The sequence below is a fragment of the Pseudoalteromonas sp. NZS11 genome (assembly GCF_015864765.1).
In the GTDB taxonomy this organism is placed as follows: Bacteria; Pseudomonadota; Gammaproteobacteria; order Enterobacterales; family Alteromonadaceae; genus Pseudoalteromonas; species Pseudoalteromonas arctica.
Genome location: NZ_JADYWP010000006.1, coordinates 175157 through 190872 on the forward strand (window position 1 = coordinate 175157; position 15716 = coordinate 190872).

The following is a 15716-nucleotide window of genomic DNA, read 5'->3' on the forward strand; positions in this document are numbered from 1 at the left end:
TTTAAATAAATACTAACTTTTTCTGTAGTAAATATTTCCTTGCTGGTAGTCTATGGCAAATTTATAAAATGTAGATCAGGAAATATGTCAAAAATCCGTTCAATGAGTTTAACCACTCGCATCATGATTGGTATGGCGCTTGGGGTTGCAGTAGGTTTTATATTTCAGGCTATATTAGCTGGTGAAGACGATTATCTAATACCACTTGGGTTATTCTCTTTGCCAATTAAAGCCTTTTTTGTTGATGGTATTTTCCATGTCGGTGGTCAAATATTCATTGCCAGCTTGAAAATGTTAGTTGTGCCTCTTGTTTTTGTATCGCTTGTTTGTGGTACCTGTAGCTTAAGCGACCCTAAAAAACTAGGCCGCCTAGGTGGTAAATCTATTGGTTTATATTTATTAACTACAGCTATTGCTATAACAGTGGCGATTACACTTGCCTTATTATTTAGCCCTGGTGAAGGTATAAGCTTGCCATCTAATGCAACCTACGATGCTAAAGAAGCACCTACCCTTGCACGTGTAATTATAGATATGTTTCCTACAAACCCTTTTGAAGCGATGGCCAAAGGCAATATGCTTCAAGTTATTGTGTTTGCGCTTTTATTTGGTGTAGCAATGGCATTAAGTGGTAAAGCAGGAAAACGTGTTGCTACCGTATTTGAAGATTTAAACACTGTGATTTTAAAACTAGTTACGCTTTTAATGAATATTGCCCCTTATGGTGTGTTCTTTTTAATGGCAAAACTGTTTACAACAATTGAGCTTAACTTAATTGTGAGCTTAGCGAAGTACTTTGGCGTTGTAGTGCTTGCACTGTTATTACATGCTTTTGTAAACTACACATTGCTTTTAAAAATATTAACGGGCTTAAACCCGCTTATTTTCTTAGCAAAAATGAAGCACACATGCTTATTTGCATTTAGTACCTCGAGCTCAAGCGCAACTATGCCTATTACACTTGAAACTGCTACTAAAAAGTTAGGTGCTAATAACTCGGTTGCCTCATTTACTATCCCACTGGGTGCTACCATTAACATGGATGGCACTGCCATCATGCAAGGTGTGGCTACCGTGTTCATTGCACAAGTGTTTAGTGTCGATTTGACAATATCTGATTATTTAATGGTTATATTAACAGCAACACTTGCCTCTGTAGGTACAGCAGGCGTACCTGGTGTTGGTTTAATAATGCTGGCAATGGTACTTAACCAAGTTGGCTTACCTGTAGAAGGGATTGCAATTATTATCGGTGTAGATAGATTACTTGATATGACACGTACAGCAGTTAATGTAACCGGCGATTGTATGGTTACCTGTGTTGTTGCCAAGTCTGAAGGTGAGCTAGATGAGAGCATCTTTAACGACCCTAATGCAGCTAAAGACTTAGAAGATTATCATAAATCTATTGACTCATAAGCTACATTTATATAGCTATAAAAAAACCTTGATGCAATCCATCAAGGTTTTTTTCGAGTAAAAATAATTTAACTGAATCCTGAAAAAGATTCTAATCTAAGGATTTAACGACTTAAACTTAGAAAGTAAGTTTATTCCCACTTTATTTACACCACTACTCAAGCCAAGAGCTAGCTTATCGCTCAACCCTTTTTTAACTTTGTATTTAATCTTATAAATTTGGCGCTCATGTTGCTGCTCTAGCAATGCATCATCACTTGTTTTTATAACATCTACCAAGCCTTTATCAATTGCTTGAGTTGCAAACCAATGCTCACCTGTCGCAACTAAGTTTATATCTAAGCTTGGACGTTGAGTGCTTACAAACGTTTTAAATAAACCATGTGTTTGTTCAATTTCTTCACGAAATTTTTCACGGGCCTTATCTGTGTTTTCACCAAATAAAGTAAGTGTGCGTTTAAATTCACCTGCTGTTATTTGCTCAAATTCAACATCATTTTTCTTTAATATTTTATTAAAGTTAGGTATTTGAGCTATCACACCAATAGATCCAACTATTGCAAAAGGCGCTGCAAGTATCTCGTCCGCGACACACGCCATCATGTAACCACCACTTGCTGCCACTTTATCAATTGCAACACTTAGAGGAATACCCGCACTTTTAATACGCTGTAACTGAGATGCAGCAAGTCCGTAGCCATGTACAACACCGCCACCACTTTCTAAACGAATAAGTACTTTGTCTTTACTTGGATCGGCAATAGAGATAATAGCCGTTATTTCTTCTCGTAAGCTTTCTACTTCGTGAGCGTCCATACTACCCACAAAGTCAATTACATATAAACGAGGTTTAGGCTCATCTTTATCTGCTTTTTTATTCTTTGATTTAAGTTGTTTTTGATGCGCTTTAAGCTCTTTTTTACCCAACGTATTTTGTAAAAAACTCTCTTTAAGTTCAACTAACTGCTCTGATATATCGTCAATTTGTATTTCACCTTTTTTGGCCTTTGGCTTAACCGCAGCGCCAACTATTAGCATTAAAATAACTGCTATAGCGATAACAAAAGTAACTGTTTTGGCAAAAAACAAACCGTATTCATATAAAAATTCCAACTGGTTTCTCCATTTATAAATTTCAGCTAATTTAGCATGCTTTAAAGCAAAAAAAGCCACTTTTCAGTGGCTTTTAAAGGTTAATTATTTTACTGGTTATTAATCAGTCACAACCTCAGGGTTGGAAACTAATAACATCCGTCCGCGAGCAGCTAAGTAAGTAGCTACTTGCAACTGCATTTCTGCATTAGCGGCAGCACTGCCTTCAACAGTTGCAGCCTGTGCAGCATCTTGAGCTGGTGTTAATATAGAACCATGATGCCCTTTAGTAAATTTAACTAAGTAGCTTGCTGGTGTTTCACTCAATGCTTGCGAAGAACTTACTGTCTCAAGACCCATCAAGTTAGCTAATGGAATTGTGCCAGAAATAGGATTATTAGCTGCCATTGGTGGTATCACTTGGTCAGGCTTGTTATCAACACCATCACCCACAACAACATTAGTATAAACAGGAGTACCTAATGCTTTCACAGTGGCTGCGTAGTTCGTTGGATCACCACTATCTAGCGCTGTTTGCGCCGCAAAAGCAAACTGTGTAAATACACCTTGAATGTTAGTAAGTTTAGTCGTTTCACCCGCAGTGGTAAGTGATGCAATATATTCGTTGTAACCACATGTCAAGTAAGCTTCCATGTCTGGTATTAATGAGCCACAGTTAGAAACTGCATCTCCTTGTAAATATGCAGTAAATTCATCAGCCTCTGTTGTACCCGCTTGTGAAAGTACTGAACCTTGAATAAATGGACCAAACGCAGCAGATTCAAGTAAGAAGCTTGCTATACCGCCACCACCACTTGCAAGAGCTACCGTGTTTACATTAAATAGCGGATCAAGCGTTTCTGCCATTGGCGTATTAGCTTGAGCAATAAATGCTGGAGCAACAATAGAACCTAGCGAATGCCCAATGTAGGTAACGTCTTTACTATTGATAGTTGTATCGTTAATAAAGTTTAAGCCTAAACGAAGGCCTAATAAATCAGCAGCCGATTGACGTAAGCTATCACGTGCAACAAGTAATGAACTTAAGTTCATGTAACTAAGCACAGAACCCGTTGTTGCATTAAAGTCGTCTGTTCCATCACCATCAACATCTATTCCGCGCTCACCATGTCTTGGATGGTCAATAGCAACCGTTGCAAAGCCTTGAATAGAAAGCTGCGCAGTTAAAGCAAGCATACTTTCTTTTTGTGTTGTAATACCGTGCTGCATAATCACAACAGGCCATCCACCTTCAGGCATTGCGATAGGATCTAATTGTAACTGTGCACGGACACCATTAATTATCGGTAAAATAGGTTTAGTAACTTGCACTGGCACATTTGCCATGCTTTGTACTTTTGGAATTGAGTTGTATTTTGTCAAATGACGTGTGCTGTCTAGTCCTAAGTCACGTAATTGTCCGTCACTTAATGCAGAACATAAACCATCATTTTCACTAATAGGATCTGTCGGAAATGCATCGCCTGCAACGGCCTTATAACCAATTATTGCCACCGCGTTATCACACATACCTTGCCAATATGTATCACTTAAATCACTAATATCAGTACCCGTTGGCGTACCTAAATACATCGGTAACATAATGCTACCTTTTTGATATTGCACACCAGAGAAAGCAGCAGAGACTTCTACACCCTGAGAAGCAAATACTTGTTGTACATTTACCATAGGCTGTTCAGGAACTTGAAGCGCAGGAGTTGGTAACGCAGGCTGTTGCAAGCTTGCAGCTAGCAATTTTTTAATTGTCCCGAGTACCGGGCCTGCTGATTGAATAGTCATCGCACTAGAAAAAATAATATCTTCTTTTGCGATATCTCCTGAACTTACAACTACATTTTCGTAACTGTTAACAGCACCCTGCAAACCAAGTTGAGCTTCTGTAATTAATGGCGCTTCTTGTTTAACCAGCCCATAAGTAGAAGAAGGCTCAATAGAACGCCCTAATGAATCTTTAAGACCAGTAGTTAATACATTGATGTATGAGCTACCTGCCGTAAATGGTTTTAAAGGAATAATTGCAACGCCATCACCTGAAGCTTGAGTAACAAAGTCAACACCAAAAGTAAGCTCACCAACCAATTTACAAGCAGTACCGGCAGCTACAACTGAACATTCTGCATCAGTTAAACTTGCACCCATTACAACTTCAAAAATTCTTACTGTACCAGGGGTCCCAGCAGACGCTTCATCTAAACTCACATTTGGTGGGAATGTTAAATCGATTTTATAAGGAACCTGCGAAGACCAACCATCAAGTGCACCTAGTGCAAGCTGAGGGTTTGCATAAGCTGCGCGCGAAATAGACACATTGTTGTCATCTAATTCACCAGGAATATTAAGTGTACCGTCTTGAGTGCCACTCATTAATAAATCATTGGGTACCGATAAGATACCTGCTGCTGGATCAAATGTAACTGTTGCTGTTGGGATAACTGGTGCTGTGTCGTTTTTGACATCTGTTAACGTTTCTCCACCGCCACAACCTGCTAAAGCAGCTGTAACCGAGAGTGAAAGTAGCATTTTTTTCATATTGTTGGCTCCGCACGTATTTTATTTTTATAGTGTGTTTAATCAGTGTATTAAGTTAAAACAATGTAATCAGGTTATTAATGAGACATTAGACCAGTTAAACTTAACGTAAAGTTTCTATTTTCGCCACCTAATTTTACAATAAATTCGATTACTTCACGTTTCGCTATGTTAAAATCAAAAAAATTATATGAATTGGTACTTTTATGCACACATATCAAGCAGCTGAAAACGCACTTAAAGATAAAGTTATTTTAATAACAGGCGCCGGTGATGGTATTGGCCGAGTTGCAGCAATTACGTATGCAAAATACGGCGCTACAGTTATCTTATTAGGAAAAACAACTAATAAACTTGAATGTGTTTACGATGAAATTGTTAATGCTGGCTACCCTAAACCTGCAATTGTACCCATGGACTTAAAAGGCGCAACTAAACAAAACTACCGTGACCTTGCTGCAACAATCGAATATCAGTTTGGGCGCCTTGATGGGTTGCTTAATAATGCCGGTATTTTAGGGTCGCTCGGTCCGCTTGAACATTTTTGCTCATCTACGTTCGAAAACATAATGAAAGTAAACGTGACTGCACAAGCAATGATCACTAAAGCACTTTTTCCTGTTCTTCGTAAGTCTGATAATGCATCGATAGTATTTACATCATCAGGTGTAGGCCGCAAAGGCCGTGAATTTTGGGGGCCTTATGCCATCTCAAAATTTGCAGTAGAAGGTATGATGCAAACATGGGCATGTGAAGTAGGTAAAACGAATATTCGTGTAAACTGTATTAACCCAGGCGCTACTCGCACTTCAATGCGAGCTGCTGCATATCCAGGTGAAGATAGAGACGCACTTGCTACACCAGAGGATTTAATGCCTACATATTTATATCTAATGAGTGACGATTCTAGTGAAGTGAATGGCGAATCGTTAGATGCTCAAGTAAAAAAGTAATTTAGAGTTTAAATAATTTAAACAGTACATTAAAAAAGCCGCAATTAGCGGCTTTTTTGTGTTCAATAAATAAATAACTAATTGATTATTTACGTTTAGTCGGCTTAACACGCTGATTGTGTTTTTTAACTGCTTTACGAATTTGGTTAATTTTGGCGCGTTTATCTTTGCGTTTTTCAGGCATAACAGAAAGCTTAGTTTGTGTTTCGCGACCTAATTTAACGGTTTTACGCAAGTAGTTTACTGTTTCTAAATCATACTCCATCCAACCACCTTGTGGCACGCGCTTATCAAGCTCTAATTTACCGTAACGAATACGAATAAGACGAGATACTTCCGCATCTTGAGACTGCCATAAACGACGAACTTCACGGTTACGCCCTTCATTTAACGTTACGTTAAACCAACGGTTAACGCCTTCGCCACCCATAGGGGTTACAGTCGTGAATTTGGCTGGACCATCTTCAAGTTCAACACCACGTAGTAAGTTTTTAACCGTCTCGTTGGTTACTTCACCAAATACACGTGCAGAGTATTCACGCTCTACTTCATAGCTTGGGTGCATTAAACGGTTTGCCAGTTCACCATCGTTTGTAAAAAGCATTAAACCCGATGTATTAACGTCTAGTCGACCAACCGCAATCCAGCGATCGCCATCAATACGAGGAAGTCGGTCAAATACAGTACGACGCCCTTCAGGATCTTTACGTGTGCTTAACTCACCTTCCGGTTTGTTATACATAATCACACGACAGATTCGGTCTGCTTTTTCTTCGATTTTTACACTGTGTCCGTCAACACGAATCAAATCGGTTTCTTCAACACGGTCACCTAACTTTGCCACTTTACCGTTTACACTAACGCGGTTTGCGTCAATGTATTTTTCCATTTCACGGCGTGAGCCTACGCCTGCACGGGCTAAGACTTTTTGTAACTTTTCACCTTGTATAATACTCATTCGGATGGTTCTCTCACAGAAGGATCGCTCAATAACTGGTTAATTTTACTTTGCTGCTCTGTTGGCAACGCAGGTAAATTTTCAAGTCCAGTTAACGAAAAATAATCTAAAAATTGCTTAGTAGTTGCATATAAAGCCGGCTTTCCCGGAACCTCTTTATGCCCTACCACTTTAACCCACTCTCTTTCGAGTAAGGTTTTAATAATATTCGAACCCGTAGTAACACCTCTTACTTGCTCAATTTCGCCGCGTGTAATGGGCTGCCTGTATGCAATAAGTGATAATGTTTCCAGTAAAGCACGCGAGTATTTTGGTGCGCGTTCTTGCCACAAGTTATTTAACCAAGGGCTTAAACTACTGCATGCCTGAAACCGATACCCACTACCCACTTCAACTAAGCGAATACCACGAGTTTGAAAATGTTCTTGTATTGTATCTATTGCGTCATTTATTCGCGTCATAGAAATAGCTAAATCTATTAATACGATGTCTTTAAGGTGGCGTTTACTAACAGGCTTATCTGCAACAAAAATAGCTGCTTCAATGATCTCAACTAGTTGTTCATCACTAATTCGCCGACCCGCCATACACACTCTTAACAAATAAAAATACACAGCCATCTATTATGACAGAACAACACCAAACTAGGAAAATATATCTATCAAATAACTAAATTTAAAACACAAAAAAGCCAGTGACTAGCACTGGCTTTAATCTTACTTACTAAAATGGTAACTATTAGTTACTTTTAAAAGCTTCTAATGCATCATCTTCAGCTACTGCGTTACCGTATTTTTTAATGTAACCCATAAACTCGCTTTTACTGATGCGCTTATCTTGGTTATTATCCATGTAACCAAAATGATTTGAAATATCATCATCGTTACCTTCAACTACCGAGATATAACCATTGCTGTCGTTATCTAGACTTGCAAAGCTGCTTTCAATTTTATCGAATTTAGCAATTTCAGCTTTAAATGCCGACTCACTTACTTCAGAATCAGTGGCTACTTTACCATTGTTTAACTTCATATAAGTGTTAAATTCTTTGCGGCTAATTTCGTTATCCATATTGGTGTCAATATTTGAAAAATGGCCCCAAATGCTATCGTCGTCAGCTTCAACTTTTGAGATGTAGCCATCGCTATCATTATCTAAACTTGCAAAGTCACTGTCTATTCTTTCAAGACCTTGATTAGATGAACAAGCCGCTAGGCTTAATGATGCTAAAATAGTGGCTGCTAATGTTAACTTTTTCATAAGACGTATCCTTCGTAATTAATTAAATGTCACTTTAACTAATACAAATCCAATGCCAATAACAGTTAACTTATAATAATCAATAACTTAATCTCATCCGGTATATTTATTAAACAGTTTCAATAAGTTAAGCTTGCAAGCTTTGCAAACAACCTTGTAATTTTTGCAAAAAAATACCCGGTAAAAACCAGGCATTTCAAATTTACTTATATAGTTAAGCTAATAATTAGATTGCTGCGTTTTGGTAGCGTTTAACAAACTCAGTAACGTTTTGACCATTACATTTTAATGAGTTTAGGTTACCAATTTTTTGACGAACAGGTGCTAAACCTTGTTTTAAAGCCGTCATACATAATTGAGTTTCTTGTTGAGCGTCTTTTGCAAATACTTCTACTTTCTCAACTGATGCGTTGCTTAATGTCGTTTTTTTAGCAATATCACGAATATCTTCACCATTACATAAAATGCTTTTAGAAAAACGAGATAGGTAAACACCGTGCTGGGCAGCTTCTTTACGAGCAACGCTAAAGCCTTCGTTTGCACTTAGTACACATAACTTAGACTCAATTTTGTTATCTTGGCTAAAGTAAGTATTGCTTTGAGCTGACGCAGTTGCAGATGCTAGTAAAGCAGTGGCTAAAAGTAGTTGAGTTTTCATGAGAGATCCTATTTGAACGAGCTAAACAAGTGAATTTCGCGCATTATATATTCAATAAAGTTAAGTTCAATTGAATTTTTTATTTATTTAAATAATTAATATTGTATTCACAATGTTTAAACTTTACCCATCATTTGATCAACATTTGCGCAGCTATTATCTCAATTCAGTCATGTTATGTACGCGTATTTACTGATACAATTTAATTTATTAAATAGAACCAATTTTAAGGTAAATTTTATGAAAGTGATTTCTTTCAATATCAATGGTCTGCGTGCTCGTCTTCACCAATTACAAGCAATTATCGACAAACATCAACCAGACGTTATTGGCTTGCAAGAGATTAAAGTTCACGACGAAGCATTCCCATTAGAAGATGTACAAAAAATGGGATATCACGTCTACTTTCATGGTCAAAAAGCGTATTATGGCGTAGCTATGTTATGCAAAAAAGAGCCTAAATCGGTCTTAAAAGGTTTTGCCACCGATACAGATGAATCGCAAAAACGCATGATAAGCGTCACTGTTGAACAAGAAAACGGTCGCGACCTTACTGTCATGAATGGCTATTTCCCACAAGGTGATAATATTAATCACGAAACTAAATTCCCTTATAAACGTCAATTTTATAAAGATTTAATGACACACCTTGAAACCAATCACACACCCGATCAAGACGTCATCGTTATGGGTGATATCAACATATCACCTACCGATTTAGATATTGGTATTGGCGAAGTAAATGCTAAACGTTGGTTAAAAACGGGTAAATGTTCTTTCCAACCGGTAGAGCGTGAATGGCTTGCAACATTACTCAATTGGGGTTTTAAAGACACCTTTAGAGAGCAAAACCCCGAAACAGACGATCAATACTCATGGTTTGACTATCGCTCTAAAGGGTTTGTAGATAATCGAGGACTTCGTATAGATGTAGTGCTTGCAACCAATGAGCTTGCAGCACGCTGCATAGATACAGGTATTGATTACGAACTTCGCGGTATTGAAAAACCGTCAGATCATGCCCCTATATGGTCAACATTTAAGTAATTATTATGCTCAGCCTAACAATGCAGGGGCTACTTTGGGCTCTTGTAATTATTATTGCTCTATTAAGCTTTGATAAAAAAACATATAAAACATTGCTTAATACGCCAGTCCGTCAAACTGGCGTACTTGCGTGTGCGTTAGTGTTTGCAGTGCTTTGGCGAATAAAGGCTGGCATTTTAACTGGCCTTGATTTACACATACTAGGTGTTACGGCTGCTACATTAATTTTAGGCTGGCGGTTGACTATTTTAAGTAGCCTACTTGCCACAGCCCTACTCGCTGCCTTTGGTCAAATTGAACTTGAGCTGTTACCAGTACAACTGCTTATTGGTGCGTTTATTCCTATTTTATTGAGCTATCTTGGCTTTATAATTAGTTACCAATATTTACCTCGTCATTTTTTTGTTTATATATTTGTTTGTGCGTTTATAACCGCAGGATTTATAGCCTGTATAAAAATAGGCCTAGGTGCTTTATTTTACTTAGCTATAGGGCAATACAATTGGCAAGAACTTGCAGATAACTACGTTTATTTAAGTGCCATAATTTGGTTTCCTGAAGCAATGCTCAACGGCATGGCTATAACAATTATGATCACCTATCGCCCGCATTGGGTAAAAACTTTTTACGATAAGGACTACCTAGGCTCATGAGTCTTGAATATCAATGCCCGCTTTGTAACCTAGCACTTTTGAAAACTGATTCAACACTTCGTTGTGCTAACAACCACAGCTTTGATTTTGCTAAAGAAGGCTATGTTAATTTATTGCCTGTGCAACAGAAAAATTCAAAACAACCGGGTGATTCACTTGAAATGGTACAAGCCAGACGTGCATTTTTAGAGCGTGGGTATTATCGTTTTTTACAGCAAAGCCTTAGTGATATAATCAGTAATATAAGTGCGAATACTATTATTGATTTAGGATGCGGTGAAGGGTTTTATACCCAAGCAATCGCGAATAAAACAAATGCTGTTGTATACGGTGTCGATATTTCAAAATCAGCGGTTAAATATGCAGCAAAGCGCTACCCTAATTGCCATTTTAGTGTGGCATCAATCAGCCAAGCCCCCTTTAAAAGCCAATTTGCTGATGTACTTGTTAGCGTATTTGCACCTTTATTTGAGCAAGAGCTTGAACGCCTAGCAAATCAAAACGCAACATTAGTGGTCGCAAGCCCAGGCCCTTATCATTTAAAAGAGCTAAAATCGTATATATATTCAGAAGTAAACGAGCATACTGAAATAGCCACGCCAAAAGGGTTTCGAAAATCAGAGCAGATCCTTTTAACAGAGCATATAGCGCTTAGCTTTACTGATATTAAAAACTTAATAATGATGACGCCATTTGCATGGAAATTTAGACCCGAGCACTGGACAGCACTCGAAGAAAAAGGTGAACACACTGTCACCTTATCGTTTTATATTACTCAGTTTACCAAAATAGATAATGATGTAACTCTCTAAAACTGCTCTTTAGTAAACGCCCTGTCCATTTTATCAAACATATCTTTAAGTAAATTGGCAAGCTCCATATAACGGGGCTTGTTTTCACTTAACTGCGTTTGATATCCATTAGCTGCCATTTTAGTGTACAGCTCGTTATACCATTTTTGCATCGCAGGCTCTAAAGGCGTTTGCGCTCGCTTACCCAACCAAAATAAACCTTGTAATGGTAGCGATATAAAAAATAATGCACTTGCAATGGCTTGCGGTAAAAAATCAGAACCCAAGTAATTTAGCTGAAAAAACAATGTTAGCATGGCTAAGATTGGCATTACTGTAATGGCAAGCTCAGTCGCTCTAATTACTCTAAACTCTAAAAACAAAGGCGCAAGCTCTTTGCGCATTGGCCATTTTTTACCATACAAACGGCCAGTTTGTAATTGTGACATCACACTTTTTTGCATCATGACTCCTCACAGATACTGCTTTTAAATACAATGGAAAAACGAGCTGTACGCAAAGTGTAACACAAAATGAAAGAGTTACACTTTCTCAGTAAAACAGCTTAAATTTACCTTTTAATGGCGAACAATCCTAACTTAAACATCTTAATTAAGGTAAAGTAATTAACATTGCGTTAACCACTTTGCAATTGAACATTCAATTGTTTTAGCTTTATTTAATACCGTAAGTGTAACGATTACGTATTAACGTTTACTTACTAAATTTGTTTATGGAAATTGAATCTATGCCAACAACCCCTCCTGAATCACAACACGTTTTAGTTTTAAATTGTGGTAGCTCTAGCTTAAAGTTTGCCATTATTGATGCGAACGATGGTCACGAAATCATTTCAGGTCTTGCTGAACGCTTAGGCGCTAAAGCACCCTCTATTAAATACAAATTTAATGGTACTAAAACAGTTATCGACTTAGCGGCTAATCAAGCACATGCTGAGGCTATAAATACGCTTGTAAGCTTAATAAAAGATCACAACTTAGACGAGCAACTTATCGCAGTGGGCCATCGTGTTGTACATGGCGGCGAGCACTTTACGCGATCGGTATTGATTGACGAAAAAGTAATTGCAGGCATTACACAGTCGGCAACGCTTGCGCCGCTTCATGGGCACGCTAATTTACTAGGTATATCGTCGGCGCAGGCATCGTTTGAAGGTTTGCCACAAGTCGCGGTGTTTGATACTGCATTTCACCAAACTATGAATGAAGTTGCCTTTCTTTACGCTCTTCCATATAAGTTGTACACCGAGTTTGGTGTTAGGCGTTATGGTTTTCACGGCACAAGTCATTTTTATGTTGCAGGGCAAACAGCAAAGTTACTTGAGCAACCTATCGAGCAAAGCAATTTTATTAGTGCCCACTTAGGCAACGGCTGTTCTGTATGCGCTATTAAAAATGGTAAGAGTGTTGATACCAGCATGGGACTAACGCCTCTAGAGGGGCTGATAATGGGCACACGTAGCGGCGATATTGACCCTGGTTTATTTAACTTTTTAACCACTCAACTTGATTACACAGCCCAGCAAATTGATAACCTACTAAATCAAAAAAGTGGCTTGTTAGGTATTAGCGAGCTTTCTAACGATTGCCGTACCATTGAAGAAGCCGCTTTGGCCGGGAATAAAAAAGCGATACTCGCAATTGAAATGTTTTGCTACCGACTTTCAAAACAAATCGCGGCGTATATGGTGCCATTACAGCGCCTTGATGCTGTTATATTTACTGGTGGTATTGGTGAAAACTCAGATATTATTCGTGAAAAAGTAATTACACAACTTGCCTTTTTAGGTATTAATTGTAATCCGCAAGCCAACCTCAATGCGCGCTTTGGTCAAGAAGGCGTTATTAGCTGTAAAAATTCACACGTCAAAGCAGTAGTAATGCCAACTAATGAAGAATGGGTTATTGCCCTTGATGCTGCAAATATTGTAAAGGAGCTTTAATATGGCACGTCGTATTATGTTAATTCCTGTTTCTACCGGTGTGGGTTTAACGTCGGTATCAGTTGGTTTAGTGCGTGCACTTGAACAAAAAACAGTTAAAGTTAACTTTTTTAAACCAATAGCTCAGCCACGTTCAGGTGAAACAGGCCCTGAAAAATCAACGCAAATAGTCACTCAAGGCTCACCTATTAACCCACCAATGCCTTTTGCACTTGATTATGCTGAGCAAATGATTGGCGACGGTAAAGGTGATGACCTACTAGAGGAAATTGTTGAACGCTTTGAAAGTAAAATAAACGACGACGAAGTCGCTATTATTGAAGGTATGGTACCTACTCGTCGCCAACCTTATGCTGGGCGTGTAAACCGCGAAATTGCGCAAACACTCGGCGCCGAAATTGTATTTGTACTTACCCCAGGTAATTACACCATTACTCAAATAGAAGACCGCCTTGAAATTGCAGCAGGTAACTACGGTGGTATCGATCATCCTCGCGTACTGGGCTGTATTTTTAATAAAGTAAATGCGCCACTTGATGAAGAAGGTCGTGCACGCGCCGATTTAGTCGATGCCTATAAACCTGAAGAGCTTGAAAACGAGTTAAATCGTTTAGCCTCCCTGCCTATTTTTAAAAAAAATCCGTTTATGTTACTTGGTGCAATCCCGTGGGATTTTGACTTAGTAGCCCCGCGCGTAAAAGACTTAAGCGCATACTTAAAAGCCACGATTATTAACGAAGGCGATATGCTTCATCGTCGTCTGCGCCGTATTACTTTTTGTGCTCGTACGGTTTCAAATATTTTAAATTATTTTACGCCAGGCGCTTTATTAGTAACACCGGGCGATCGCTCTGACATACTTGTTGCTGCGTGCTTATCTGCTATGAACGGCACTAAACTTGGCGCTATATTACTCACCGGTGGTTTTGAGCCAGAGCCACGTATTATGGCCTTGTGTGAGCAAGCCATGCAAACCGGCTTACCAATACTCGCAACCGATGCAGACACGTGGCGTACATCATTACTACTGCATAACTTTAATATGGAAGTACCAAATGATGATGACCAACGTATTGAAAAAGTAAAAGATCACAACGCAGAGCATATCAATTCAAGCTGGCTAGATACTCTAGCTAAAAGTGTAGGTAAAACTCGTAAGTTATCACCACCCGCATTTCGTTACTTACTTACCACTAAAGCGCGTAAAGCAGGTAAAACCGTGGTTCTACCAGAAGGTAATGAACCTCGTACAATTAAAGCGGCTGCTATTTGTGGTCAACGCGGAATTGCTAAAACTATATTACTAGGCGATCGCGAAGAAATAATGCGTATTGCACAGCAGCAAGGTATTGAGCTAAACGAACATGTAAGTATTATCGAGCCAAAAAGTATTATTAATGATTATATTGCGCCTATGGTCGAAATTCGTAAAAGCAAAGGCCTAACTGCCGTAGTAGCACAAGAGCAACTACAAGATAACGTCGTACTGGGTACAATGATGCTTGAGCAAGGTAAAGTAGACGGTTTAGTATCGGGTGCAGTAAACACTACGGCAAATACAATTCGCCCACCACTGCAATTGATTAAAACAGCACCAGGGTCATCACTAGTATCATCTGTATTTTTTATGCTACTGCCTGACCAAGTGTTAGTTTACGGTGACTGTGCGATTAACCCAGACCCTAATGCTGAACAACTTGCAGACATAGCGATTCAATCTGCCGACTCTGCAGCTGCATTTGGCATAGAGCCGCGTGTTGCCATGATCAGCTACAGCACGGGCACTTCTGGTACAGGTGCCGATGTTGAAAAAGTACGTGAAGCCACAAAAATTGCAAAACAAAAACGTCCTGATCTAATTATCGACGGCCCACTACAATACGATGCCGCTATAATGGAAAACGTAGCACTTAAAAAAGCACCTAACAGCCCTGTAGCCGGTAAAGCGACCGTATTTATATTCCCAGATTTAAATACGGGTAATACCACGTATAAAGCAGTACAACGTAGTGCCGACTTGATAAGTATTGGCCCTATGCTGCAAGGTATGCGTAAACCTGTAAACGATTTAAGCCGTGGTGCATTAGTTGATGATATTGTGTATACAATCGCCTTAACTGCCATTCAGGCAGCTCAAACAGAAGCGCTAATTACTCATTAAACGTAACGTGTGCTTTTTATAGCCTAGCTATTATTTATTTAATAATTAACTAGTTAGGTTATTTATACCCTGCAACCCCCATACTTATCCACAGAAATTGTGGGTAAGTTTTTACTCCCTTCTTTTATCTACTTATTTACTGCTGAGTTAGTCGTTGTTACACCTTTAATTTAAAGCCAATAATCTATACTATAAAGCTATCAATATTGCT

General features: G+C 38.7%; 14 protein-coding genes. 7 read left to right on the forward strand and 7 right to left on the reverse strand.

Annotated elements, in window-relative coordinates; all coding sequences use genetic code 11:
* Positions 1-84 precede the first annotated feature (84 nt).
* Positions 85-1419 (forward strand): dicarboxylate/amino acid:cation symporter, encoded by a 1335-nt coding sequence (locus tag I6E82_RS14140; protein ID WP_024590095.1) that lies wholly within the window; start codon positions 85-87, stop codon positions 1417-1419.
* A 96-nt stretch (positions 1420-1515) separates the two neighbouring features.
* On the opposite strand, the gene sohB is transcribed toward I6E82_RS14140, so the two are convergent.
* Positions 1516-2532: a protease SohB gene (gene sohB / locus I6E82_RS14145; RefSeq protein WP_197118140.1), complete on the reverse strand. Its 1017-nt coding sequence runs from the start codon at positions 2530-2532 to the stop codon at positions 1516-1518.
* 99 nt (positions 2533-2631) lie between these two features.
* Complete coding sequence (locus I6E82_RS14150) at positions 2632-5061, reverse strand: VolA/Pla-1 family phospholipase (RefSeq protein WP_197118141.1); 2430 nt, start codon at positions 5059-5061, stop codon at positions 2632-2634.
* Between the two features lie 206 nt (positions 5062-5267).
* On the opposite strand from I6E82_RS14150, the gene I6E82_RS14155 reads away from it, so the two are divergent.
* Positions 5268-6014, forward strand: a complete 747-nt coding sequence (locus tag I6E82_RS14155) for a YciK family oxidoreductase (protein ID WP_007375386.1) — start codon at positions 5268-5270, stop codon at positions 6012-6014.
* Positions 6015-6099: 85 nt separating this feature from the next.
* On the opposite strand, the gene rluB is transcribed toward I6E82_RS14155, so the two are convergent.
* From rluB to I6E82_RS14175, 4 genes are all read right to left on the reverse strand, one after another.
* A complete protein-coding gene (gene rluB, locus I6E82_RS14160; protein ID WP_007582584.1) occupies positions 6100-6972 on the reverse strand; it encodes a 23S rRNA pseudouridine(2605) synthase RluB in 873 nt (290 codons plus the stop codon).
* Positions 6969-7559, reverse strand: a complete 591-nt coding sequence (scpB, locus tag I6E82_RS14165; protein ID WP_024592539.1) for an SMC-Scp complex subunit ScpB — start codon at positions 7557-7559, stop codon at positions 6969-6971. The genes rluB and scpB overlap by 4 nt, the downstream gene beginning before the upstream one ends.
* Before the next feature lie 151 nt (positions 7560-7710).
* Entirely contained in the window at positions 7711-8232 is a 522-nt protein-coding gene (locus I6E82_RS14170; protein WP_197118142.1) for an EF-hand domain-containing protein, read from the reverse strand.
* A gap of 226 nt (positions 8233-8458) precedes the next feature.
* On the reverse strand, positions 8459-8890 hold the full coding sequence (locus I6E82_RS14175) for a hypothetical protein (protein WP_007582577.1): 432 nt from the start codon (positions 8888-8890) through the stop codon (positions 8459-8461).
* 240 nt (positions 8891-9130) lie between these two features.
* Between I6E82_RS14175 and xthA the strand changes: the two genes are divergently transcribed.
* Genes xthA through I6E82_RS14190 form a run of 3 tightly spaced genes read left to right on the forward strand, consistent with a single transcriptional unit; the run spans position 9131 to position 11402 of the window.
* Complete coding sequence (gene xthA / locus I6E82_RS14180; protein WP_197118143.1) at positions 9131-9937, forward strand: exodeoxyribonuclease III; 807 nt, start codon at positions 9131-9133, stop codon at positions 9935-9937.
* A 5-nt stretch (positions 9938-9942) separates the two neighbouring features.
* Complete coding sequence (locus I6E82_RS14185; protein WP_010554248.1) at positions 9943-10590, forward strand: energy-coupling factor ABC transporter permease; 648 nt, start codon at positions 9943-9945, stop codon at positions 10588-10590.
* Positions 10587-11402, forward strand: coding sequence for a putative RNA methyltransferase (locus I6E82_RS14190; RefSeq protein ID WP_197118144.1), 816 nt, complete (start codon positions 10587-10589; stop codon positions 11400-11402). Before I6E82_RS14185 ends, I6E82_RS14190 begins: the two co-directional genes overlap by 4 nt.
* Here I6E82_RS14190 and yfbV read toward each other — a convergent pair.
* The gene (yfbV, locus tag I6E82_RS14195; RefSeq protein ID WP_007582569.1) at positions 11399-11845 is read right to left on the reverse strand and encodes a terminus macrodomain insulation protein YfbV; all 447 of its coding nucleotides are present in this window, start codon (positions 11843-11845) and stop codon (positions 11399-11401) included. The genes I6E82_RS14190 and yfbV overlap by 4 nt on opposite strands.
* Before the next feature lie 284 nt (positions 11846-12129).
* Here yfbV and I6E82_RS14200 point away from each other — a divergent pair, with 284 nt between their 5' ends.
* Positions 12130-13344 carry an acetate kinase gene (locus I6E82_RS14200; protein WP_197118145.1) on the forward strand — a complete coding sequence of 405 codons (1215 nt, stop codon included), beginning with the start codon at positions 12130-12132 and terminating at the stop codon, positions 13342-13344.
* Position 13345: 1 nt separating this feature from the next.
* The gene (gene pta / locus I6E82_RS14205; protein WP_010554245.1) at positions 13346-15505 is read left to right on the forward strand and encodes a phosphate acetyltransferase; all 2160 of its coding nucleotides are present in this window, start codon (positions 13346-13348) and stop codon (positions 15503-15505) included.
* Positions 15506-15716 lie beyond the last annotated feature (211 nt).